The organism is Micromonospora sp. A202, from assembly GCF_006715105.1.
GTDB classification, from domain to species: domain Bacteria; phylum Actinomycetota; class Actinomycetes; order Mycobacteriales; family Micromonosporaceae; genus Micromonospora; species Micromonospora zamorensis.
The window spans coordinates 6,099,056-6,121,637 of sequence record NZ_VFMP01000001.1; the positions used below are offsets into that span (position 1 = coordinate 6,099,056).

The following is a 22,582-nucleotide window of genomic DNA, read 5'->3' on the forward strand; positions in this document are numbered from 1 at the left end:
GGCGGACGGGTCAGACGTCGACAGGTGACGGCGCGGTCAGGTGCTGGCGGGCGAACTCCAGCGCGGCGCGCAGGTCGGCCTCGCGCACCGCGCGGCTCTTCGCGCCCCGGGTGGCGACCTCCACCGCCACCGAGCCGGTGAAGCCACGCCCGGCCAGCGAGGAGAGCAGCTCACCGCACGGCTGGGTGCCACGACCGGGCACCAGGTGCTCGTCGCGGCCCTCACCGGTGCCGTCGCCGAGGTGCACGTGCGCCAGGCCGGCACCCATCCGGTCGGCCATCTCCAGCGGGTCGCTGTGCGAGGCCGCGCAGTGCGACAGATCCAGGGTGTACGACGGGTAGCCGGTGTCGGTGGGATCCCAACCCGGGACGTACGGGACGAACTGCCGGCCTGCCATCCGCACCGGATACATGTTCTCCACGGCGAAGCGCAGCCCGGGGAACCGGTCCCCGACGGTGGCCAAGCCCTCGGTGAAGTTGCGCGCGTAGTCCCGCTGCCAGGTGAACGGCGGGTGCACCACGACGGTCGGCGCCTCCAGCGTCTCGGCCAGCTCGGCGGCCTTGCGCAGCCGCTCCCACGGGTCCGGGCTCCACACCCGCTGGGTGACCAGCAGGCAGGGCGCGTGCACCGAGAGCACCGGCACGCCGTAGTGCTCCGAGAGGCCGCGCAGCGCGCCAACGTCCTGGCTGACCACGTCGGTCCAGACCATCACCTCGACGCCGTCGTAGCCGAGTGCAGCAGCCAGTTGGAACGCCGCCGCGGTCGGCTCGGGAAAGACCGACGAGCTGGACAGGAGCACGGGAACGCGGGAAGTCACATCAACCAGCGTAGCCCGGCAGCGCCCGGGACATCGTGACGAGCGCCGGCAAATCGACCGAAACCGGGAGCCCGCTCAGATCGGTTCGAGTTGATCCAGCCGACGGAGGATGACCCCCTCGCGCAGCGCCCACGGACAGATGTCCAGCGAGTCCAGATCCAGGCGGCGCATCACCGCCTCGGCGACCACCGCGCCGGCCAGCAACTGGTGGGCCCGACCCGCACTGACACCCTCCAGCTCCATGAGCTGCGCCGGTGGGATGTGCCGAATGAACCCGATGACCTGCCGCAACCCGGCGCGGGTCAGGCTGCGACGCATCCAGAGCCCCGAACCGGACGGTGCCGCCCCGGCCAGTCGGGCCAGGGTGCGGAACGTCTTCGAGGTGGCCACCGTCCGATCCCAGCCGACCTCGGTCATCTGGTCGACCACCTTGTCCAGCCGGCCGTCCACGTACTCGCGGAGCTTCTCGACGGCCTCCGCCGACGGCGGGGCCGCGCTGGCCGGGTCGACCCGCAGTCGCTCCCGGGTCAGCCGGCCGGCGCCGAGCGGCAGCGAGACCGCGGCGGCAGGGTCCTCGTCGATCCCGGCGGCGATCTCCAGGGAGCCACCGCCGATGTCCAGCACCAGTAGCCGACCAGCCGACCAGCCGAACCACCGCCGCACGGCCAGGAACGTCATCCGCGCCTCGTCCGCGCCGGAGAGCACCGCCAGCCGTACGCCGGTCTCGTCCCGGACCCGGGCCAGCACGTCAGCCGCGTTGGTGGCGTCGCGCACCGCGGACGTGGCGAACGCGATGAGGTCGTCGGCCTCCAGCCCGGCGGCCGCCGCCTTCGCCATGCCGACGGCCTTGACCAGCCCGTCGGCGCCCGCCTCGGTCAGCGCACCGTCGGGGCCGATCTGCTCGGCCAGCCGGAGCACCACCTTCTCGGAGTGCGCCGGCCACGGGTGCGCGCCGTGGTGCGCGTCAACCACGAGGAGGTGCACCGTGTTGGATCCAACGTCGAGGACACCCAGTCGCATGGTGAAGACCCTAGGCGCAACACGTTTGCGCGGCTCGCCGGCCTGCGGACGTCACCGCGCGTACGCTGGGCCGGGTGACGATGGAGCTCCGTGTGCTGGTGGACGACCCGGGCGATCCGCGCAGTCGCGAGGTGCCACTGGATTTTCCCCGGGAGTGGATCGAGTTCGCCGACCCGGCTGACGAGACGCACCTGATCCGGGCCGACCTGACCTGGCTGCTCTCCCGCTGGACCTGCATCTTCGGCAAGGGCTGCCACGGGATCATCGCCGGTCGGGCCTCCGACGGTTGCTGCTCGCACGGGGCGTTCTTCACCGACTCGGACGACGAGAAGCGGGTCCGCAACGCCGTCAAGCGGCTCACCCCGGAGACCTGGCAGCACTTCCGGCGCGGGTTCAAGAACTGGACCGACGAGGACACCATCGACGGCAAGAACGCGGCCCGCCGCACCGCCACCCAGGGCGCCGAGGGCCCGTGCGTGTTCCTCAACGACGCCGACTTCGCCGGCGGCGGTGGCTGCGCTCTGCACGGCCAGGCGTTGCGCGACGGCGTGCACCCGTTGGAATACAAGCCGGACGTCTGTTGGCAGTTGCCGATCCGCCGCGATCAGGACTGGGTCAAGCGCCCGGACAACTCCAAGGTGCTGGTCTCCACCCTGTCCGAGTTCGACCGGCGGGGCTGGGGAGCGGGCGGGCACGATCTGGACTGGTGGTGCACCTCCTCGACAGACGCGCACGTCGGCGCCGAGCCGATGTATTTGTCGTACGGGCCGGAGCTGACCGCGCTGATCGGCGCTGCCGCGTACGAGCGGCTGGCCGAGCTGTGCGCGGCCCGGACGAAGCAGGGCATGGTCGCCCCGCACCCCGCCGACCAACTGTGACGCGGCCACGCGACGACGACCCGGCACGGCGAGACGCCACCGACTTCGGCGGCCTCGCGGACGAGATCATCAACCGCCACGCCGCGCTGCTCGCTCGCTTGGAGAGCGACGCCACGACGGCTGCGGACGAGGAGCCCGGGGCATCGGGTGGGACGCCTTTGGAGCTGACTCGTCTACGACATCGGCGGACAGCCTGAAGGGGCCCGCGCCGAGCGCAGGCCCCTTCAGGTACGCCGATCACGGCTCGAACTTGTAGCCCAGACCCCGCACGGTGACGATGAAGCGCGGCGCGGACGGCTCCGGCTCGATCTTGGAGCGCAGCCGCTTGACGTGCACGTCCAACGTCTTGGTGTCACCGACGTAGTCGGCCCCCCAGACCCGGTCGATGAGCTGCCCACGGGTCAGCACCCGGCCCGCGTTGCGCAGCAGCAGCTCCAGCAGCTCGAACTCCTTCAACGGCAGCTGCACAGCGCCGCCGTCGACTGTCACCACGTGCCGCTCGATGTCCATCCGCACCGGCCCGGCGGCCAGCGTCGGGGCACCCGCCTCGGCCACCTCCGGGCTCTGCCGGCGCAGCACCGCCCGGATCCGGGCGACCAGTTCCCGCGGCGAGTACGGCTTGGTGACGTAGTCGTCGGCGCCGATCTCCAGCCCGACCACCTTGTCGATCTCGCTGTCCCGGGCGGTGACCATGATGATCGGCACGGCCGAGCGCTGCCGCAGTTGCCGGCAGACCTCGGTCCCCGACATCTCGGGCAACATCAGGTCGAGCAGCACGATGTCGGCGCCGGTCCGGTCGAACTCGGTGAGGGCGTCGGTTCCGGTCGCGGCGACCGAAACCTCGAAACCCTCCTTACGGAGCATGTACGACAAGGCGTCGGAGAACGACTCCTCGTCCTCGACCACGAGAACGCGGCTCAACGGGGGTTTCCTTTCCATTGCTGTCAGACCTGCCGTAGCCCAGCCGGACCGGACTCGATCCCAACCGGCGGCAGTGTCGCCAGGAGGTCGTCTGGTGGACTGGCAGGCAGCCGGAGGGTGAACGTCGATCCACCACCAAGAGTGCTCGACACCTCGACCCGTCCGCCATGGTTGCTCGCGATGTGTTTCACGATCGCCAGCCCGAGCCCGGTGCCACCGGTGGCACGCGAGCGGGCCTGGTCGGCCCGGTAGAACCGTTCGAAGATCCGGTCCACGTCGGTGGGCGCGATGCCGATGCCCTGGTCAGCGACGGCGATCTCGACGTGCTCGTCGTCGCCGCGCAGGGTGACCCGCACCGCGGTGTCCGCGCCGGAGTAGTTGATGGCGTTCTCCACAAGGTTCGCCACCGCCGTGGCGAGTTGCGAGTCGCTGCCGTACGCCGTGAGGCCCCGCTGACCGTCCACGGTCACCTCGACACCTCGGGCGGAGGCGGTGGTGCGGGTCCGATCGACCACCTCGGCGATCACCCAGTCCAGCGCGACCGGCTCCGGTGGCGGCTGCGGTTCGGCGCCCTGCAACCGGGTCAACTCCAACAACTCCTGCACCAGCCGGCCCAGCCGGGTCGACTCGTGCTGGATCCGTTCGGCGAATCGGCGGGCGGCCACCAGGTCCTCGGAGAGGTCGGGCGCCGCCGCGTCGGCCGGTTCGGTCGCGTCCAGCAGGGCCTCGGCCAGCAGTTGAAGCGCGCCGATCGGGGTCTTCAGCTCGTGGCTCACGTTGGCCACGAAGTCGCGTCGCACCCGGGTCAGCCGGTGCGACTCGGTCACGTCGACCGCCTCGACTGCGATGAAACCGTTGCCCAGACCCATCGCCCGCAGGTGCACGCCGAGCGGGTTCTCGCCCGCGCTGTCGCGACCTCGGGGCAGGTCAAGCTCGATCTCGCGCCGCACGCCGGTGCGTCGCACCTGACCGGCAAGGGTACGGATCAGCGGGTGCGCGGCTATCGAGCCGGGGCTGCTGCCGGCACGCAGAAGCCCCATCGCGCGGGCCGCCGGGTTGATCAGCACGGGCTCGTCGTCGTTGTCGAGTACCACGACACCGGCCCGGAGCGAGTCGATCGTCCGGCGGCCGAGCCCGGTCTGCTGCTCGTCGGCTATCGCGGGCCTCCCCCTGCTCCAGCGGGAGCTCGCGCTGCCCGTCGACGTGGAGCGGCCGTCCCGCGCGGGCAGGAACCGGGGCAGCAGGAAACCGGCGGCCAACCCGGCCACCAACGCCACGGCGACCACGACCGCCACTGCCCACTCCACCCGGCGATCGTAGGGTCATTGTTAACCTGGCTACCACACAGATCGGGACGAACCACCCTCACTTTGAGAACTGTTCACCCCCGCGTCTGGCGTCGTTCACCGTGGTTCATCCGGGGTCCGTCCGAGCGCCCTACCGTTGGCGTCGCACCTGCTCAACCCCCTGCGCCGGCACCCGTCGGCGGCGACCGACCACAGGACGTGATGATGCGCGACGAGTTCCGGGCCGACCTCCAGATCGTCAGCCAACTGCTGGTGGACATGGCGGAGGGCGTCCGCGCCGCCATGCGCCAGGCCACCCGGGCCCTGCTCACCGCCGACCGGCAGGCCGCCGAGACGGTCATCGAGCGGGACGCCGAGATCGACGACCTCTACCGGCACGTCGAGGAGCGGGTCTGTGACCTGCTCGCCCGACAGGCGCCGGTCGCCTCCGACCTCCGGGCGATGATCACCGCGCTGCACGTGGCCGCTGATCTCGAACGGATGGGCGACCTGGCCGAGCACGTGGCGAAGACCGCGCTGCGCCGGCACCCCTCCCCGGCCGTCCCGGCCGAGCTACGGACGGTCTTCACCGAGATGTCCGAGATCGCCGACCGGATGGCGGTGAAGATCGGCTCGGTGCTGGCGAAGCCCGACGTCGACCTCGCCAGCGAGCTGGACGGCGACGACGACGCCATGGACGAGCTGCACAAGAACCTGTTCGCGGTGCTGCTCGGCGACGACTGGCCGTACGGGGTGGAGACCGCGATCGACGCCACCCTGCTGGGTCGCTTCTACGAGCGCTTCGCCGACCACGCGGTCAACGCCGGCGAGCACGTGATCTACCTGATCACCGGGCAGAGCGCGCCCACCAGCAACTGACGTACGAGACGAGAAAGGCCCCCGGTCATCGCTTCGCGCGTGACCGGGGGCCCTTTCCGACAGTTCAGCGGCCCTGGTTGGCCACCGCCGCGGCGGCTGCCTTCGCGGCGGTCGGGTCGAGGTAGGTGCCGCCCAACGTGAGCGGGCGCAGCTGCGGGTCGAGGTCGTAGCGCAGCGGGATGCCCGTCGGGATGTTGAGCTTGGCGATCGCCTCGTCGGAGATCTGGTCGAGGTGCTTGACCAGGGCGCGCAGCGAGTTGCCGTGCGCGGCCACCAGCACCGTCCGGCCGGCCAGGATGTCCGGCACGATCGAGTCGTACCAGTAGGGCAGCATCCGGTCGACGACGTCCTTGAGGCACTCCGTACGCGGCATCAGCTCGGTCGGCAGCAGCGCGTAGCGGGGGTCACCCACCTGCGACCACTCGTCGTCGTCCGCGATCGGCGGCGGCGGCGTGTCGTACGACCGGCGCCAGAGCATGAACTGCTCCTCGCCGTACTCGTCGAGGGTCTGCTTCTTGTTCTTGCCCTGCAGGGCGCCGTAGTGCCGCTCGTTGAGCCGCCACGACCGGCGCACCGCGATCCAGTGCCGGTCGGCGGCGTTGAGCGCCAGCTCGGCGGTGCGGATCGCACGGCGCATGACGCTGGTGTGCACGACATCCGGCAGCAGGCTGTGCTCGCGCATCAGCTCACCGCCGCGCCTCGCCTCGCCCTCGCCCTTCTCGGTCAGGTCGACGTCCACCCAACCGGTGAAGAGGTTCTTGGCATTCCAGTCGCTCTCACCGTGTCGCAGCAGGACCAGCGTCCCGACGGTGGGCCCTTCGCTCGCAGTCATGCGGATCATCCTGCCTCAACCGCCGAGGGGACACGCGGGCAGCCGTCGTGACGACCACCACGTGAAAATCCGGGTGACCAGCGACTCCGCCCGCCACTAGGGTTGTAAGGCGCGACAGTCATATCGGTCATTACTTGCAAGCGGGGCGCCATATGCGGACGATGCGGAGCTGGTTCCGGGACACCACCGGCGGCCTGCCCACCACCTTCTGGTACCTGTGGTCGGGCACCCTGATCAACCGGCTCGGCTCGTTCGTCCTCGTGTTCCTCGCCATCTACCTGACCCAGGAACGCGGCTTCTCGGCCTCGCAGGCCGGGCTGGTGATCGGCCTGTGGGGCGTCGGCGGCGCGTTCGGCACCACCGCCGGCGGCACTCTCGCGGACCGGTGGGGCCGGCGACCGACGTTGCTCACCGCACACGTGGGCGCCGCCGCGATGATGCTCGGCCTCGGCCTGGCCCGGGACCTCTGGGCGGTGGCGCTGGGCGCCCTGCTGCTCGGCATGTTCGCCGAGGCGGCCCGACCCGCGTTCGGCGCGATGATGATCGACGTGGTGCCGGCGAAGGACCGGCTGCGGGCGTTCTCGCTCAACTACTGGGCGATCAACCTGGGCTTCGCCTGCGCCGCCGTCCTCGCCGGTCTCGCCGCGCAGGCGGACTACCTGCTGCTGTTCGTGGTCGACGCGGCCACCATGCTGATCACCGCGCTGATCATCTTCAGCCGGGTGCCGGAGACCCGACAGGCCCGTTCGGTCACCGCCACCGCAACCACCGCGGCTCCGCGCGGCGCCCTGCGCACGATCCTCACCGACCGGGTCTACCTCGGCTTCGTGGCACTCAACCTGTTTGCCGCGCTGGTCTTCCTCCAGCACATCTCGATGCTGCCGATCGCGATGGGCGACGACGGCCTGAGCCCGGCCACCTACGGCTCGGTGATCGCGCTGAACGGCATCCTGATCGTGGTCGGCCAGCTCTTCGTGCCCCGACTGATCCGGGGTCGGAGCCGCTCACACGTGCTCGCGCTGGCATCTGTGGTGATGGGCGTCGGGTTCGGGCTGACCGCGTTCGCCGGTACCGCCTGGTTCTACGGGCTGACCGTGCTGATCTGGACGGTGGGCGAGATGCTGAACTCGCCGTCCAACTCCACTCTGATCGCTGAGCTCTCCCCCGCCGAGCTGCGCGGCCGTTACCAGGGCGTCTTCTCCCTCTCCTGGCAGATCGCCGGGGCCAGCGCGCCGATCCTGGGCGGCCTGGTGCGTGAGCACATCGGCAACGACGCGCTCTGGTACGGCTGCGCCGTGCTCGGTGTCGTGACCGCGGTGGCCCACCTGGTGTCGGGGCCGGCCCGGGAGCGGCGTGCCGCCGCGCTGCGCCGCTCCGGCGAGGCGCTGACACCGGTCACCGCCACCCGGGGGTCCCAGCCCGCCGAGGCCGCCGTCTGACGACACGCCCGAGGTTCGGGCTTCAACTGGCGCGACGCGGCCCGGGTTTTCTACCGTGCAAATGAAACGGTTAAGAAGCTGAACTGTAGGGAGGTCGGTTGTACGCCGCGCGGCGCTGGTGGCACGACACCGCAGGCGGACTCCCCGCCACCTTCTGGTATCTCTGGGCCGGCCTGTTGATCAACCGGGCCGGCGCCTTCGCCATGCTGTTCCTCTCGCTGTACCTCACCGACGTACGCGGGGCGAGCGTCGGGCTGGCCGGCACTGTCGTCGGCGCGTACGGGGCCGGTGGAGCGGCCGGAGTGCTGCTCGGCGGGGTGCTCGCCGACCGGTGGGGTCGCCGGGCGACGCTGCTCGCCGCGCACCTGGCAACGACCGCCCTGATGGTGGCGCTCGCCTTCAGCCGACCCCTTCTCCTGATCGCGGTGCTCGCCGCGCTCGTCGGCGTGGTCCACTCGATGCCCAGCCCGGCGTTCGTCGCGGCGATCGTCGACGTGGTGCCCGCCGAACGCCGCTCACGCGCCTTCAACCTCCAGTTCTGGGCGTTCAACCTGGGCATGGCTGTCGCCTCGTTGCTCGCCGGGGTGCTGGCCGAGGCGAGCTTCACCGCGCTGTTCCTGGTCGACGCCGGTGCCACTCTGACCGCCGCCGCCGTGATCGGCTGGAAGGTGCCGGAAACCCTGCGGCTGGCGAAGCCCACAGCCGACCGTCCGCCGGCCGCTCGTCCGGCCACCAGGTCCGCCCGGCCCCGCCGGCCAGGGCTGCACACCGCGCTGACCGACCGCACGTTCCTGGTCTTCGTCGGGCTCACCTTCGTGCTGGCCGTACTCACCATGCAGACGTCGACGATCATGCCGTTGGCCATGCGGGCGGACGGCCTGGGCCCGTCGGCGTACGGGGTGGTGGTGGCGCTCGGCGGCGCGCTGATCGTGATCGGGCAACTGTTCGTGCCCCGGCTGATCGACCGGCACCGCAAGGACGTCGTGCTGGCCGCCTCCACCGCACTGCTGGCACTCGGCTTCGGGGTGCTCGCCGTCGCCGACGAACTGGCCGTCTACCTGGGCGCCGCGGTGGTCTGGACGGTCGGCTCGATGCTCGCCGCCCCGCCCAACGCGCAGATCAACGCCGACCTGGCACCGCCGCAGTTGCGCGCGCGCTACCAGTCGGTCTTCTACCTGACGTTCCCGGCAGCCGCCTTCATCGCTCCCACCCTCGGCGGAGTGAGCCTTCAGCACCTCGGCGACCTGCACTGGCTGATCGTGGGTGGGGTGGGCCTGCTGGCCGCGCTCGGACATCTGCTGGCCGGGCCATCCCGGGAACGACACGTCGCCGCGCTGCGTCAGGCCGCCCGGGCGGAATCGACGACAACCGCAGACCGCGTACCAACGGCGTAATCGGCATTCCACGGCAAAGCGCCCACCACGACCCGAAAGTCATGGTGGGCGCCCGCCGGTGGGGCCGGCGGCGGCGGGCAGACACTCACCCCCGTAAGCGTCGCCCGCTCACGCCGCCGGTCCAAACAGGTGGTCACCGTCCCCCAACGGTTGTCCACCCGTCCCCTCGCACCTCGCCTGGTGCGCGGATCTGATCGATCCGCCGCTCCCCCGAACGTTTCCAAGCGTGGTGCGGTGCAATAAAGCTAGTTCGCCCGGATTCTGGATTCAACCCAGATCGGCTGTCTCGCCCGTCACAACTGGCGAGTATCCGCTGTTCCGGCCTCGGTCATTGGCAACAGCCGCGTACCCGGCAGCCATTCCCGCAAACGCCTAACCGTCTTCCCGATCGGGTGACTCGGTCCGGAAGAAGTTGCTCTGCCGGCCGTCGCGCATCTGTTCCTGATAAATCAGGTTCAGCTTGCGCAGGTCGAAAGTATAAAACCAGTCATCCCAGGTGATTTCCCGAATCCGGCTGCTTTCCCGGTATCCGGGGATGTTGAAGGTCAACACACCCGCTCGACCATCCCGCTCGGTGCCGGCGATGGTCGCCGGCTTTGCCCCGCGTTCCCGGGCCCAGCGCTGGATCACCTCGTGATTGGCGGTGATCAGGCTCCGCCCGGGCCGCTCCGGCCGATCCGCCAACGACGAGATCACCTGTGAGCTGCGGACCGACCGTCCGGTTCCCCGTCCGGTTCGGATCCCGCCGGCTGCCGCGCCGCCACCGGCCGGCGCGGTGCGCTTGGCAGGGGCCGCACGCTTTGCCGTGGTGCGCTTGGCGGGCGCCGCCCGCTTCGCCGTCGTGCGCTTCGCCGCTGCCGTACGCTTCGCCGCCGGCCGCGCCGGTGCCTTCTTTGCCGGCGCCTTGCGGGCTGGCGCCGTACGGGCCGTCGCCGTCCTGCGCGCGGCCGTCGACGTCGCCGCCGTCGTCTTCTTGGCGGCTGTCGTCTTCTTCGCCGCGGCTGTCGTCTTCTTCGCGGCCGTCGTCCGCTTGGCCGCCGTCGACTTGCGGGCGGCGGTCGTCTTCTTCGCCGCGGCCCGCTTCGCCGGTGCGCTCTTGTTCGCCGGCGCGGCCTTCGCCCGGCTCGGTGCCGCCCTGGCCGCCGACTTCTTGGTGGCGGCGGCACGACCCGCTGACGCCCTGGTGCCGGTGGCCCGACCCGACGGGCCGGTGCTGCTCCGACCCGCGCCGGCCCCCATCGAGCGCACCAACTGTTTCACCAGGTCGGGCTTACGCATCGCGGAGATCCCGGAGACCCCGCGTTTGCGCAGTTGCCCGCGGATGTCGTCCACCCGCATCCGGGAGATCTCCGACTCGGAGACTCCCGGGGTACCCGGCGTCTGGTTGCCGGCCTCTCGCTTCGTCCTGGTCGCAGTCGCGCCGCGACCTGAGCTGTTCCGCTGAGCCATGAGATGCTCCGCTCCTTGGCACTCCGTCCTCGGCGCGCGGGGGTCCCTTGCCGCACCGCGCGGTGCGGCATACCCGTCAGGAGCAGTCCGAACCACCCTCATGTCGGGAGGCGCGGGAGGCGCGGCACCGAGCGCGGTGCCGCTGTGTGGTCAGGCCGGGTCGGGGCCGGAGCCGGAGGGCTCGAAGAGATGGGCGAACGCGGCCAGGTTGGCGGTCGACTCGCCGCGCTTGACCCGCCACTCGTACTCCCGCCGGATCGAACTGCCGAAGCCGATCTCCAGCATCGTGTCGAACGACTCGTCGGAGTAGGTGAGCACGGAACCGAGCAGCCGGTCTAACTCGTCGGCGTCCACGCCGGCCGGGTTGACCCGACCGGTCAGGTACACGTCGCCGACCGCGTCGGTGGAGAAGGAGACGCCGTACATGCGCGCGTTGCGCTGCAACAGCCAGGCCCACAGCTCCTCGCGGCGCTCGTCCGGCTGACGCATCACGAACGCCTCGATGCGCAGCGCGTGCTCGCCGACGATCAGGTTGCAGATCGTCTTGAGCTTGTGGGTGCCCGGCAGGGTCACCGCGTACGCGCCGGGGCCGGTCGACTCCCAGGCCAGGTCACGCTCGGCACAGACCGACTCGATCAGGGTCGCAAGATCGCTCTTCGGGCTCACCGGACCCACTCTACGACCGACCCGGCCGACGCACCGGTTGGCGACCGGTGTACCCGGTCACCAGGAGCAGGACAGCGCCGGATCACCGGCCAGGTCCGCCGCGAGTCGGGCGCGGTGCCCGGCGATCGCCTCGCCGTACACGCCGAGCAGGCCGGTGACCGTGCGGTCCCAGGAGAACTGCCGGGCGTGCTGCTCGGCGCCACGGGCCAGCACCGCCCGGAGTGCCCGGTCCGGCAGCAGGCGGCCCAGCGCACGTGCCCAGTCGACCGGGTCGTGGCCGTCGATCAGTACCCCGCTCACGTGATCCCGTACGGCGGTGACCAGTCCTCCGACGGCGGCGGCCAGCACCGGCGTACCGCAGGCCTGTGCCTCCAGGGCGACCAGCCCGAACGATTCGTTGTGTGACGGCACGGCGACCAGATCGGCGGCCCGGTACAACGCGGGCAGATCGTCGCCGGTGAGCGGGGGCAGGAACCGCACCCCGTCGGTGACGCCGAGCGTGCCGGCCAGCTCGATCAGGGCGGTGGGCCGGTCCAGGCCGCTGCCGCTGGGCCCGCCGCAGATCACCACTGTCACCTGGTCGGCCAGTGCCGGGTCGCGCTCGCGCAGCGCGGCGATCGCGCGGATCAGCACGTCGGGGGCCTTGAGCGGTTGGATCCGACCGACGAAGGCGACGACGTACCCCTCGGCCGGCAGCCCCAGCCGACGGCGAGCCTCGCGGGCAGCCGCGGACCGCTCGCCCGGCGCGGGCCGGAACCGCCCCAGGTCGACACCCGGCTGTACGACGGACACGCGGGCGGGGTCGGCGTCGTACCGATCGAGAAGGTCACTGGCCTCGACCCGGGTGTTGGCGACCAGCCGGTCCGCCTCGGCGACCACCTGCTCCTCGCCGATCACCCGAGCCTTCGGCTCTGGTCGGTCACCGGCAGCGAGCTGGGCGTTCTTGACCTTCGCGAGGGTGTGCGCGGTGTGCACCAGCGGCACACCCCACCGCTCCTTGGCCAGCCATCCGACCTGGCCGGAAAGCCAGTAGTGGGAGTGGATCAGGTCGTAGTGCCCGGGCGGGCGGGACGCCTCCGCGCGCAGCACCCCGGCGGTGAAGGCGCAGAGCTGGCCGGGCAGTTCCTCCTTGGTGAGGCCCTCCAGGGGCCCGGAGGTGATGTGCCGGACCTGCACGCCGGGCGCCATCTCGACAACCGGCGGGAGGTCGCCGGAGGTGGCCCGGGTGAAGATCTCCACCTCGACGTTGGCCTCGGCGAGCCGCCGGGCGACTTCGAGGATGTAGACGTTCATTCCGCCGGCGTCGCCCGTGCCGGGCTGGTGCAGGGGGGAGGTGTGTACCGACAGGGTGGCGATGCGGCGAGGCCGGGGCCACGGTTGGGCACCTCGCTGACGCCCGACACCGGTGTGCATTTCCGCCACATCCGCTCCTTTGCCACGGTTGATGCCGTCCGCACGACCGGCGCTTCTCGGTCAACCTGTACGCCGGATGTCATCTTCCCCATCGGGCTTCGGAAATTCCCGGCGCGGCCCCCACGGGTGACGGACCTCATCAACGGGACGCCGTCAATGGCTGCCCCCGCGCCCGGTCGGGGCGGGTCGTGCGGCCGGGGGACAATGTCGAAATGACCTCTGTCGCCATCGTCACCGGAGCATCCAGCGGGATCGGCGCGGCCACCGCCCGTCGGCTCGCCGCCGAGGGTTTCCACGTGCTCGCCGCCGCCCGCCGCGCCGAACGCCTCGCCGACCTGGTCGCCGAGATCACCGCCGCCGGCGGGCAGGCCACCGCGGTGACCTGCGACATCACCTCGGACGAGTCGGTGGCCGCGCTGGCCGAGGCCGCCGCCCAGGCACCCGGGCCGGTCACCCTGCTGGTCAACAACGCCGGCGGGGCACGTGGACTGGACCCGGTGGAGTCCGGCTCGGTCGCCGACTGGCAGTGGATGTACGACGTGAACGTGCTCGGCACGCTGCGGGTCACCCAGGCGCTGCTGCCCGCGCTGGAGGCCTCCGGTTCCGGCACCATCGTGGTGGTCTCCTCCACCGCCGGCCTGACCGTCTACGAAGGTGGGGGCGGCTACACGGCGGCGAAGCACGCGCAGACCGCCATCGCCGGCACCCTCCGTCTGGAGCTGTGCGGCCGGCCGCTGCGGGTGATCGAGATCGACCCGGGCATGGTGAAGACCGACGAGTTCGGGCTGGTCCGCTTCGAGGGTGACGCCGAGCGGGCGGCCGCCGTCTACGCCGGGGTGCCGGGGCCGCTGGTCGCCGAGGACGTCGCCGACTGCATCGCCTGGTGCGCCACCCGCCCGGAGCACGTCAACATCGACCGGCTGGTGGTCCGGCCACGGGCGCAGGCCGCCCAGCACAAGGTGCACCGAGTCGGCCAGTGAAGCGCGAGGAGTGAGCCGGGTTTGCGAGCCCCGCAGTCGCGAACACCAGCGGTCCAGTGAGGCGCGAGGAGTGAGCCGGGTATGAGCGGCGTGGCGCGGCGTCGGCCGCTCGGCGTGGTCACCCGGGGCACGACCAACCCGAATCGACTGCGTCGGGTGGACAACTGGATCGTCGCCACCTGTGCCGACCGGCTGTCGGCGGCGGCCGACCCCCTGGTGGTCGACCTCGGCTACGGCGCCACCCCGGTGACCGCTGTGGAGTTGCGCGCTCGGCTGGCGGCCGGGGTGCGTCCGGACGTACGGCTGGTCGGGTTGGAGATCGACCCGGCCCGGGTGGCCGCGGCGGCGTCGGCCGCCGACCCACCCGGCCTCACGTTCGCCCGGGGTGGGTTCGAGCTGGCCGGGCTCCGGCCGGTGCTGGTCCGCGCGTTCAACGTGCTCCGACAGTACGACGAGAGCGAGGTGCCGGACGCCTGGCGGACGATGACCGCCGCGCTCGCCCCGGGTGGGGCGCTCGTCGAGGGCACGTGCGACGAGTTGGGCCGCCTCGCCAGTTGGCTGCTGATCGACGCCCACGGCCCCCGGACGCTGACTCTCGCGGCGAAGCTCACCACGCTGGGCAGCCCCGCGGAGCTGGCCGAGCGGTTACCCAAGGCGCTGATCCACCGCAACGTTCCCGGTGAGCCGGTGCACGATCTGATCCGCGCGCTGGACGACGCCTGGCAGGCCGCCGCCCCGTACGCCACCTTCGGCCCCCGCCAACGCTGGCTCAGAGCGGTCAGCCGGCTCCGCGAAACCGGCTGGCCCGTCCTCGACGGCCCCAGCCGCTGGCGCCAGGGCGAGTTGACCCTCCCCTGGCCCCTCCCGGCGCGAGTCGGTTAGAGGGCGCAGTTCACCAGGACTGGTTCGGGGTGGAGGGTTACGCCGAAGCGGGCGTGGACCTGGTCGCGGATGTCGCGGGCCAGGGCCAGCAGGTCGGCGGTGTGGGCGGTGCCGCTGCGGTTGGTGAGGGCGAGCGTGTGCTTGCTGGAGATGGCCGTCCCGCCCGGGCCGGGGTGGCCCTTGGTGAAGCCGGCCTTGTCGATCAGCCAGGCCGCACTGACCTTGACCATGCCGTCGGCTCCCGGCCAGGCGGGCGGGTCACCGATGTCGGCGGCGCGTTCCCGGAGCAGCTCGTACGTCGCCCCGTCGAGCACCGGGTTGGTGAAGAAGGAGCCGACGGAGCGGGTGTCCGGGTCGGTGGCGTCGAGCACCATGCCCTTGCCGGCACGCAGCCGCAGCACCGTCGCCCGGGCGTCCGCCAGCGGCACCTGGTCGCCCACCTCGACACCGAGCGCCCTCGCGAGCTCGGCGTAGCGCACCGGCCCGGAGAGCGGGGACCGGGTGAGCCGGAAGTCGACGGAGAGCACGACCCAGCGGTCCGCGTACTTGAAGATGCTGCCTCGGTAGGCGAACCCGCAGTCGGCGGCGGGGATGATCTGGCGGGTGCCCTCGACCCGGTCGTACACCTCGACGCCGGTAATCGTCTCGGCGACCTCCTGGCCGTACGCGCCGACGTTCTGGATCGGGGTTGCCCCGGTCGAGCCGGGGATGCCGGAGAGGCATTCCAGACCGGCCCAGCCGTTGGCGACCGTGGCGGCGACCAGGTCGTCCCACGGTTCGCCGGCCTCGACCCGTACGGTGACCGACCCGGCGTCCTCCGCGACGACGCGCAGGCCCCGGGAGCGCACCAGGACGACCGTGCCGGGGAAGCCGGAATCGCCGATCACCAGGTTGCTGCCACCGGCCAGGACCAGGACCTGCTCGTCCGCGTCCCGGACCGCGCGGATGATCTCTTCGGCACTGCCGGTGGCGACGATGCGCGCGGCCGACCCACCCATCCCTAGAGTCGTGTAGCTGGCCAGTGGACCAGGGATGGCACGATCGGCTGCGGTTGTCGGCTGGGCGGAGGCGTCTGGCACGCCCTTCACCTTAGGCTGAGTAGTAGCCGTGGCACCCACTGGTCGCCCGGCACCCCCGGGAGGATGGCGATGAGCAGACTGCAGGGCAGCAAGGATTTTTGGATCGGGGCGCTCCGGGCGGAGGGTCCGGCATTCGCGGCGGCGGTGGCCGAGGCGCCGCCGGAGACACCGGTGCTGTCCTGTCCGGGCTGGACGGTCAACGACCTGACACTGCATCTCGCTGGCATCTATCACTGGGTGTCGTCGTTCGTCGGCTCCGGCGCGACCGCGCAGCCGGCCCGCCGCGAGCCGCTCGAGGCGGACCCGGGCGTGAGCCCGCTCCAGCTCTGGCAGCAGGGGTACGACCGGCTGTTGACCGTCTTCGACGGCCTCGACCCGGAGGCACCGGCGTGGAACTGGGCGCCGCAGCCGAAGAAGGCCGGCTTCTGGCCACGTCGGATGGCTCACGAGACGGCGGTGCACCGCTGGGACGCCCAGCTCGCCATCGGGGCCGGTGACCCGGTCGAGGCGAAGCTGGCGGCCGACGGGGTGAGCGAGGTTCTGGACACCTGGCTGCCGGCGGGCCGGCGGCACGTGCCGGGCGACTGGCACGGGGTGGTGCAGCTTTCCGCGACGGACGCGGCCCAGGAGTGGTATCTGCGGCTGCGCGGCGAGGGGGTGGCGCTGCTCGACACCGCGACCATCTTCGACCACGACGACCACCATGCCCGGGCGCAGGTCAGCGGCAACGCGAGCGACCTGCTGCTGGCGCTCTGGGGCCGGGTGAGCTTCGAGACGCTGGATGTCGCCGGCGACCGGGGCCTGCTGGAGGGTCTGCGCCCCGACTGAGCGGGCCTCTTCGACGAGGGCGTCACCCATTGACGGGGGGCGCCCTCGAACTCGTCGTGGGTCACGTCCGAATATCAAAGAGAGCGCTCTCTTGACAGGGCCGGACACGTCCCAGCACCCTGTCCGTGAGAGCGCTCTCTTACCCATCTGCCACCACCGACCACCTTGAGAGAGGTCGAAACCCATGGCTGTCTTCCCGCGCCGCCGGCTCGCCGCGGTAGCCCTCGCCGCGACCACCGCCCTGCTCGTCACCGCCGGCTGCGGTGGCGGCGACGAGCAGAGCGGGGACGGGCCCGTCACCCTGACCGTCGACGTCTTCGGTCAGTTCGGTTACGAGCAGCTCTACCAGGAGTACATGACCGCGAATCCCGACGTGAAGATCGTCGAGCGCGGCACCGGCACCAACCTCGACGAGTACTCACCGAAGCTCACCCAGTGGCTCGCCGCCGGCCGGGGCGCCGGCGACGTGGTGGCCATCGAGGAAGGGCTGATGGTCGAGTACAAGGCCAACCCCGGCAACTTCGTCAACCTGCTGGACCACGGCGCCGCCGACCTCAAGGGCAACTTCCTCGAATGGAAGTGGAACGCCGGCATGACCGCCGACGGCAAGCAGCTCATCGGCCTCGGCACCGACGTCGGCGGCATCGCCATGTGCTACCGCAAGGACCTCTTCGAGAAGGCCGGCCTGCCCACCGAGCGCGACGAGGTTTCCAAGCTCTGGCCCACCTGGCCGGACTACATCGCCACCGGTGAGAAGTTCGCCGCGGCCAAGACCGGGGCGTCCTTCCTCGACGCGGCCACCAACACGTTCAACACGATCCTGCTGCAGACCGCCGGCAACAGCAGCGGCTACAGCTACTACGACACCAGCGAGAAGCTGGTCGTCGACAGCAACCCGGCCGTGCGACAGGCCTACGACACCACCATGGACATCATCGACTCGGGCCTCTCCGGCAAGTACGGCTCCTGGTCGGAGGAGTGGGTGTCCGCCTTCAAGCAGTCGAAGTTCGCCACCATCGCCTGCCCCGCCTGGATGACCGGCGTCATCGAGGCCAACGCGGGCCCGACCGCCCAGGGCAAGTGGGACATCGCACGGGTGCCCGGCAACGGCGGCAACTGGGGCGGGTCGCACCTCGCCGTGCCGAAGCAGAGCAAGCACCAGGCCAAGGCGATCGAGCTGGCGAAGTTCCTCACCAGCGCCAAGGGTCAGATCGGCGCGTTCAAGGCCAAGGGCCCGCTGCCTTCGTCCCCGCAGGCGCTCGACGACCCGGCGATCACCGGCGCGACCAACACGTACTTCTCCGGGGCGCCCGTCGGCTCGATCTTCGGCACCGGCGCGAAGAGCCTCAAGCCGGTCTACATGGGCCCGAAGAACCAGGCCGTCCGCACCGAGGTGGAGAACGCCGTGCGGACCGTGGAGCTGGGCCAGCGCAGCCCCGCGCAGGGCTGGACGGACGCGGTGACCAACGCCAAGAAGGCCGCCGCCAAGTAGCCCGAGCGATCGTGCGGGCGGGCCCCGGTCCCCGGAGTCCCGCCCGCACGGCGAAAGGAGTCCCCGGGCATGACCGCCCAGCTCGAAGCCCGCCCGCCGGTCGCACCGGCACCCCCGCGTCCGACAGGTCGCTTCAGCCGGCTCGACACCCGGTTCTCGCCGTACCTCTACATCGCCCCGTTCTTCCTGATCTTCGCGATCTTCGGGGCCTACCCGCTGGCGTACACCTTCTGGGTCTCGCTGCACGACTGGGACCTGCTCGGCACCGACCACCCGTTCGTCGGCGCCGAGAACTACACGCGGCTGCTCGCCGACACCGACTTCTGGCACGCGCTGGTCAACACGCTGGGCATCTTCGTGATCTCCACCGTCCCACAGCTGCTCGCCGCGCTCTGGCTGGCCAATCTGCTCAACCGGGGCCTGCGGGCCCGTACCGGCTGGCGGATGGCGGTGCTCGTCCCCAACGTGACCTCCACCGCCGCCGTGGCGATCGTGTTCGGAGTGCTCTTCGGCCGTGAGTTCGGCATGATCAACTGGCTCCTCGACCTGGTCGGGATGGACCCCATCGGCTGGAAGTCCAACCGGTTCGCCTCCTGGGTGGCCATCTCCGCCATGGTCGACTGGCGGTGGACCGGCTACAACGCGCTGATCCTGCTGGCCGCCATGCAGGCCATCCCCAGGGACCTGTACGAGGCCGCGGCGATCGACGGCGCCAACCGGGCGCGGCAGTTCTGGTCGGTCACCGTGCCACTGCTCAAACCGACGATCATCTTCTGCACCATCATCGCCACCATCGGCGGGTTGCAGCTCTTCACCGAGCCCCGGATGTTCCACTCCGGCACCAACCCGATCCGCGGCGGGCCGCTGCGCGAGTCGCAGACCCTGACCATGTACATGTTCGAGAACGCCTTCGCCCCGCACTACAACTTCGGCTACGGCTCGGCGGTCGCCTGGCTGCTCTTCGCGCTCATCGCGATCGTCGCGGTGGTCAATGTGCTGATCCTGCGCCGCCTCGGCGGCGGATCGCGCCCCGACGCACGGAAGGGATCGGCGCGATGAGCCGGCTCTGGCGGGCCAGCCCGCTCACCTACCTGGCCCTGGTCGTCGCGGCCGGCCTGTCGATCTTCCCGATCTGGTGGATGATCGTCGTCGCCAGCCGCTCCAACGACGCGATGGGCCAACTGCCACCCCCGGTCACCCCCGGCGGCAACCTGGGCGCGAACATCTCCCGGCTGTTCGACAACACCGACGCGTACTTCGCCACCGGCCTGATCAACTCGACGATCGTGGCCACCACGGTCACCGTGTCCGTGGTGTTCTTCTCCAGCCTGGCCGGGTTCGCCTTCGCCAAGCTGCGGTTCCGCGGCCGCAACGCGCTGCTGCTGGTCATCATCGCGACGATGATGGTGCCGACCCAGCTCGGCTTGATCCCGCTTTACCTGCTGATGACCCGGCTGCAGTGGAACGACCGGCTGCCCGCGGTGATCGTCCCGGTGCTGGTCACCGGGTTCGGGGTGTTCATGATGCGGCAGTACGCCGGCCAGGCCATCAGCGACGAGCTGATCGAGGCCGCCCGGATGGACGGCTGCGGCACCGCCCGGATCTGGTGGCACGTCGTCGTGCCCGCGCTGCGCCCTGCCGCCGCCGTGCTCGGCCTGCTCACGTTCATGACCACCTGGAACGACTTCCTGTGGCCGTACGCTGTGCTGAACGACCCGGCGAATCCCACAGTGCAGCTCTCCCTGCGGGCGCTGTCGGACGGTTACTACCAGGACATGTCGCAGGTGTTCACCGGGACAGCGATCGCGACGCTGCCCCTGCTACTGGTCTTCGTGTTGTTCGGCCGGCAGATCATCGGCGGGATCATGGAAGGTGCGGTCAAGGCGTGAGCGAGCGAACCAGCAGGCACAGCGACGAACTCCGTTTTCCCGACCATTTCCTCTGGGGGGCGGCCACCGCCGCGTACCAGATCGAGGGCGCGGCCCGCGACGACGGTCGCGGTCCGTCCATCTGGGACACCTTCAGCCGTACGCCGGGCAAGGTGTACCAGGGCCACACCGGCGACGTCGCCTGCGACCACTACCACCGGTACGCCGACGACGTGGCGCTGATGGCCGAGCTGGGCCTGCGGGCGTACCGTTTCTCGGTCGCCTGGCCCCGCATCCAGCCCGACGGCACCGGCCCGGCCAACCCGCGTGGGCTGGACTTCTACGACCGCCTCACCGACGCGCTGCTCGACCGGGGAATCGACCCGATCGTCACCCTCTACCACTGGGACCTGCCGCAGGCCCTGGGCGACCGTGGTGGCTGGACCAACCGGGACACCGCCGAGCACTTCGCCACCTACGCCACCGCCGTGTACGCCCGCCTCGGCGACCGGATCGACGTGTGGACCACGCTCAACGAGCCGTGGTGCTCGGCCTACCTCGGCTACGGCAACGGGGTGCACGCCCCGGGCGAGCAGGACCCGGGAGCGGCCTTCACCGCCGTACACCATCTGCTGCTGGGCCACGGCCTGGCGGCGCGGGCGCTGCGGTCAGCCGGCGCGCGCAGCGTCGGCATCACCGTCAACCCGGCCGACGTGCGACCGGCCGACCCGGAGAGCGCGGCGGACGCCGCCGCGGTGCGCCTGGTCGACGGCCTGCACAACCGGATCTTCCTCGACCCGCTGCTGGCCGGCGGCTACCCGGACGACGTCCGCGAGCACGTGGCGCGGATCATCGAGCCGACGTTCATCCGCGACGGTGACGAGAAACTGATCGCCGCACCGATCGACCTGCTGGGGATCAACTACTACGCGCCCGGTTACGTGGCCGGCCGACCCGACGGCGCCGGCAACGACGCCTACCCGGGCACCGAGGGCGCTGTGCACTTCGTGCCACCGACCGGGCCACTGACCGACATGGGCTGGATGATCGAGCCGGCCGGGCTGACCCGGTTGCTGGAACGGATCGCCACCGACTACCCCGGCGTGCCCCTGCTGATCACCGAGAACGGTGGGGCGTTCCCTGACAAGCCGGGCGCCGACTCGCCCGACGGGCCGACGCAGGTCATGGACACCGATCGCATCGCCTACCTCGACGGGCACCTGCGCGCGGCGCACGAGGCGATCTCCCGGGGCGTGGACCTGCGCGGTTATCTCGTATGGTCATTGCTGGACAACTTCGAGTGGGCGGAGGGTTACCGCAAGCGGTTCGGGATCGTGCACGTCGACTACCTGACCCAGCGGCGCACACCGAAGGCCAGCGCCCGGTGGTACCAGGAGGTGATCTCCCGGAACGGGCTGTGACAAGCGGGGGGAAGGGCGCGATGACGACGGCGCAGCGGCCGACGCTCGAAGCGGTGGCGGCGCGGGCCGGGGTGTCCCGCGCCACCGTGTCGCGGGTGGTCAACGGCTCCACCACCGTCGCGGAGCCGATCCGGGAGGCGGTCACCCGGGCCGTCGCCGAGCTGGGGTACGTGCCCAACCTGGCCGCCCGCAGCCTGGTCACCCAGCGCACCGACTCGATCGCCCTGGTCATGCCGGAGGCGGCCACCCGGGTCTTCTCCGACGACCAGGTCTTCCCCGGCATCATCCGTGGCGTCAGCCAGGAGCTGGAGGCGGCCGACAAGCAACTGGTGCTGATGCTCGCCGGTTCGCCGGCCGGGCATCAGCGGGTCGAGCGGTACACCACCGGTCGGCACGTCGACGGGGTGCTGTTCGCCTCGCTGCACGGCGCCGACCCGTTGCCCGGCACACTGGCGCGGCTCGGCATCCCGGTGGTGGTCAGCGGTCGGCCGCTCGGCGACGTGCCTGTGCCGTACGTCGACGTGGACCACGTGGCCGGGGTGACCACAGCCGTCCGACACATGATCGACATCGGTCGGCGGCGGATCGCCACCATCGCCGGCCCACAGGACATGGTCGCCGGCATCGAGCGACTCAGCGGTTACCGCAGCGCGGTCGCCGACGCGGGGCTGCCCGAGCTGATCGCCGTCGGCGACTTCACCCGCGAGTCCGGTGCGGCGGCGATGCGTCGCCTGCTCACCGAGCACCCCGACCTGGACGGCGTCTTCGCCGCCTCCGACCTGATGGCGCACGCCGCCCTGCGGACGCTGCGCGAAGCCGGCCGGCGGGTGCCCGACGACGTCGCGGTGGTCGGCTTCGACGACATCGAGACGGCCGCGTACACCGAGCCACCGCTGACCACCGTCCGGCAGCCGATCGTGGAACTCGGCCGCCGGATGACCCGCCAACTGCTCCGGCTGGCCGCCGGGGAGGAGATCGAGCAGGCGGTCATGCTCCCCACCGAGCTGATCCGACGAGCCTCCGCCTGACCACGCCGCT

21 protein-coding genes are annotated in these 22,582 nt (G+C 71.1%); 12 read left to right on the forward strand and 9 right to left on the reverse strand.

The window, feature by feature from the left end:
• Positions 1-10: 10 nt before the first annotated feature.
• Complete coding sequence (locus FBZ33_RS28235; RefSeq protein ID WP_088950350.1) at positions 11-817, reverse strand: sugar phosphate isomerase/epimerase; 807 nt, start codon at positions 815-817, stop codon at positions 11-13.
• Positions 818-892: 75 nt separating this feature from the next.
• Positions 893-1,837, reverse strand: a complete 945-nt coding sequence (locus tag FBZ33_RS28240) for a Ppx/GppA phosphatase family protein (RefSeq protein ID WP_141911316.1) — start codon at positions 1,835-1,837, stop codon at positions 893-895.
• Between the two features lie 80 nt (positions 1,838-1,917).
• Between FBZ33_RS28240 and FBZ33_RS28245 the strand changes: the two genes are divergently transcribed.
• Positions 1,918-2,715: a hypothetical protein gene (locus FBZ33_RS28245; RefSeq protein ID WP_141912993.1), complete on the forward strand. Its 798-nt coding sequence runs from the start codon at positions 1,918-1,920 to the stop codon at positions 2,713-2,715.
• 237 nt (positions 2,716-2,952) lie between these two features.
• Here the strand turns inward: FBZ33_RS28245 and FBZ33_RS28250 are convergent, their stop codons facing one another.
• Entirely contained in the window at positions 2,953-3,636 is a 684-nt protein-coding gene (locus FBZ33_RS28250) for a response regulator transcription factor (RefSeq protein ID WP_030329696.1), read from the reverse strand.
• 23 nt (positions 3,637-3,659) lie between these two features.
• Positions 3,660-4,943, reverse strand: coding sequence for a cell wall metabolism sensor histidine kinase WalK (locus tag FBZ33_RS28255; RefSeq protein WP_141911318.1), 1,284 nt, complete (start codon positions 4,941-4,943; stop codon positions 3,660-3,662).
• Positions 4,944-5,147: 204 nt separating this feature from the next.
• Here FBZ33_RS28255 and phoU point away from each other — a divergent pair, with 204 nt between their 5' ends.
• Positions 5,148-5,801: a phosphate signaling complex protein PhoU gene (gene phoU / locus FBZ33_RS28260; protein WP_088952041.1), complete on the forward strand. Its 654-nt coding sequence runs from the start codon at positions 5,148-5,150 to the stop codon at positions 5,799-5,801.
• Between the two features lie 64 nt (positions 5,802-5,865).
• Here the strand turns inward: phoU and FBZ33_RS28265 are convergent, their stop codons facing one another.
• The gene (locus FBZ33_RS28265; protein WP_141911319.1) at positions 5,866-6,633 is read right to left on the reverse strand and encodes a phosphoglyceromutase; all 768 of its coding nucleotides are present in this window, start codon (positions 6,631-6,633) and stop codon (positions 5,866-5,868) included.
• Positions 6,634-6,785: 152 nt separating this feature from the next.
• Here FBZ33_RS28265 and FBZ33_RS28270 point away from each other — a divergent pair, with 152 nt between their 5' ends.
• Positions 6,786-8,072 (forward strand): MFS transporter, encoded by a 1,287-nt coding sequence (locus tag FBZ33_RS28270; protein WP_141911321.1) that lies wholly within the window; start codon positions 6,786-6,788, stop codon positions 8,070-8,072.
• Between the two features lie 98 nt (positions 8,073-8,170).
• On the forward strand, positions 8,171-9,466 hold the full coding sequence (locus FBZ33_RS28275) for an MFS transporter (RefSeq protein ID WP_141911322.1): 1,296 nt from the start codon (positions 8,171-8,173) through the stop codon (positions 9,464-9,466).
• A 372-nt stretch (positions 9,467-9,838) separates the two neighbouring features.
• Here the strand turns inward: FBZ33_RS28275 and FBZ33_RS33845 are convergent, their stop codons facing one another.
• The 3 genes from FBZ33_RS33845 to mshA form a co-directional block, all read right to left on the reverse strand.
• Positions 9,839-10,705, reverse strand: coding sequence for a hypothetical protein (locus FBZ33_RS33845; RefSeq protein WP_370453110.1), 867 nt, complete (start codon positions 10,703-10,705; stop codon positions 9,839-9,841).
• Positions 10,706-11,065: 360 nt separating this feature from the next.
• Complete coding sequence (locus tag FBZ33_RS28285) at positions 11,066-11,581, reverse strand: YbjN domain-containing protein (RefSeq protein WP_141911326.1); 516 nt, start codon at positions 11,579-11,581, stop codon at positions 11,066-11,068.
• Between the two features lie 57 nt (positions 11,582-11,638).
• Positions 11,639-13,003, reverse strand: coding sequence for a D-inositol-3-phosphate glycosyltransferase (gene mshA / locus FBZ33_RS28290; RefSeq protein ID WP_141911327.1), 1,365 nt, complete (start codon positions 13,001-13,003; stop codon positions 11,639-11,641).
• A 203-nt stretch (positions 13,004-13,206) separates the two neighbouring features.
• On the opposite strand from mshA, the gene FBZ33_RS28295 reads away from it, so the two are divergent.
• Positions 13,207-13,974 carry an SDR family oxidoreductase gene (locus FBZ33_RS28295; protein ID WP_141911329.1) on the forward strand — a complete coding sequence of 256 codons (768 nt, stop codon included), beginning with the start codon at positions 13,207-13,209 and terminating at the stop codon, positions 13,972-13,974.
• Between the two features lie 81 nt (positions 13,975-14,055).
• A complete protein-coding gene (locus FBZ33_RS28300; protein ID WP_141911331.1) occupies positions 14,056-14,856 on the forward strand; it encodes a class I SAM-dependent methyltransferase in 801 nt (266 codons plus the stop codon).
• Here FBZ33_RS28300 and FBZ33_RS28305 read toward each other — a convergent pair.
• A complete protein-coding gene (locus tag FBZ33_RS28305; RefSeq protein WP_141911332.1) occupies positions 14,853-15,935 on the reverse strand; it encodes a UDP-N-acetylmuramate dehydrogenase in 1,083 nt (360 codons plus the stop codon). The two genes, FBZ33_RS28300 and FBZ33_RS28305, sit on opposite strands and share 4 nt — an antisense overlap.
• Positions 15,936-16,004: 69 nt before the next feature.
• Here FBZ33_RS28305 and FBZ33_RS28310 point away from each other — a divergent pair, with 69 nt between their 5' ends.
• From FBZ33_RS28310 to FBZ33_RS28335, 6 genes are all read left to right on the forward strand, one after another.
• A complete protein-coding gene (locus FBZ33_RS28310) occupies positions 16,005-16,763 on the forward strand; it encodes a maleylpyruvate isomerase family mycothiol-dependent enzyme (protein WP_141911334.1) in 759 nt (252 codons plus the stop codon).
• A 184-nt stretch (positions 16,764-16,947) separates the two neighbouring features.
• Positions 16,948-18,255, forward strand: coding sequence for an ABC transporter substrate-binding protein (locus FBZ33_RS28315; RefSeq protein WP_088950361.1), 1,308 nt, complete (start codon positions 16,948-16,950; stop codon positions 18,253-18,255).
• Positions 18,256-18,324: 69 nt separating this feature from the next.
• Entirely contained in the window at positions 18,325-19,314 is a 990-nt protein-coding gene (locus FBZ33_RS28320) for a carbohydrate ABC transporter permease (protein ID WP_088950362.1), read from the forward strand.
• A complete protein-coding gene (locus FBZ33_RS28325) occupies positions 19,311-20,144 on the forward strand; it encodes a carbohydrate ABC transporter permease (RefSeq protein ID WP_088950363.1) in 834 nt (277 codons plus the stop codon). Before FBZ33_RS28320 ends, FBZ33_RS28325 begins: the two co-directional genes overlap by 4 nt.
• A complete protein-coding gene (locus FBZ33_RS28330; RefSeq protein WP_141911336.1) occupies positions 20,141-21,544 on the forward strand; it encodes a GH1 family beta-glucosidase in 1,404 nt (467 codons plus the stop codon). Before FBZ33_RS28325 ends, FBZ33_RS28330 begins: the two co-directional genes overlap by 4 nt.
• A gap of 20 nt (positions 21,545-21,564) precedes the next feature.
• Positions 21,565-22,572 (forward strand): LacI family DNA-binding transcriptional regulator, encoded by a 1,008-nt coding sequence (locus tag FBZ33_RS28335; protein WP_088950365.1) that lies wholly within the window; start codon positions 21,565-21,567, stop codon positions 22,570-22,572.
• Positions 22,573-22,582: the final 10 nt, after the last annotated feature.

Coding starts and splice junctions, on each gene's coding strand:
- FBZ33_RS28240 (WP_141911316.1), bottom strand. CDS start 1,837: ATGCGACTGGGTGTCCTCGACGTTGGATCCAACACGGTGCACCTCCTC.
- FBZ33_RS28265 (WP_141911319.1), bottom strand. CDS start 6,633: ATGACTGCGAGCGAAGGGCCCACCGTCGGGACGCTGGTCCTGCTGCGA.
- FBZ33_RS28245 (WP_141912993.1), top strand. CDS start 1,918: ATGGAGCTCCGTGTGCTGGTGGACGACCCGGGCGATCCGCGCAGTCGC.
- FBZ33_RS28325 (WP_088950363.1), top strand. CDS start 19,311: ATGAGCCGGCTCTGGCGGGCCAGCCCGCTCACCTACCTGGCCCTGGTC.
- FBZ33_RS28295 (WP_141911329.1), top strand. CDS start 13,207: ATGACCTCTGTCGCCATCGTCACCGGAGCATCCAGCGGGATCGGCGCG.
- FBZ33_RS28300 (WP_141911331.1), top strand. CDS start 14,056: ATGAGCGGCGTGGCGCGGCGTCGGCCGCTCGGCGTGGTCACCCGGGGC.
- FBZ33_RS28315 (WP_088950361.1), top strand. CDS start 16,948: ATGGCTGTCTTCCCGCGCCGCCGGCTCGCCGCGGTAGCCCTCGCCGCG.
- FBZ33_RS33845 (WP_370453110.1), bottom strand. CDS start 10,705: ATGGGGGCCGGCGCGGGTCGGAGCAGCACCGGCCCGTCGGGTCGGGCC.
- FBZ33_RS28310 (WP_141911334.1), top strand. CDS start 16,005: ATGAGCAGACTGCAGGGCAGCAAGGATTTTTGGATCGGGGCGCTCCGG.
- phoU (WP_088952041.1), top strand. CDS start 5,148: ATGCGCGACGAGTTCCGGGCCGACCTCCAGATCGTCAGCCAACTGCTG.
- FBZ33_RS28320 (WP_088950362.1), top strand. CDS start 18,325: ATGACCGCCCAGCTCGAAGCCCGCCCGCCGGTCGCACCGGCACCCCCG.
- FBZ33_RS28335 (WP_088950365.1), top strand. CDS start 21,565: ATGACGACGGCGCAGCGGCCGACGCTCGAAGCGGTGGCGGCGCGGGCC.
- FBZ33_RS28270 (WP_141911321.1), top strand. CDS start 6,786: ATGCGGACGATGCGGAGCTGGTTCCGGGACACCACCGGCGGCCTGCCC.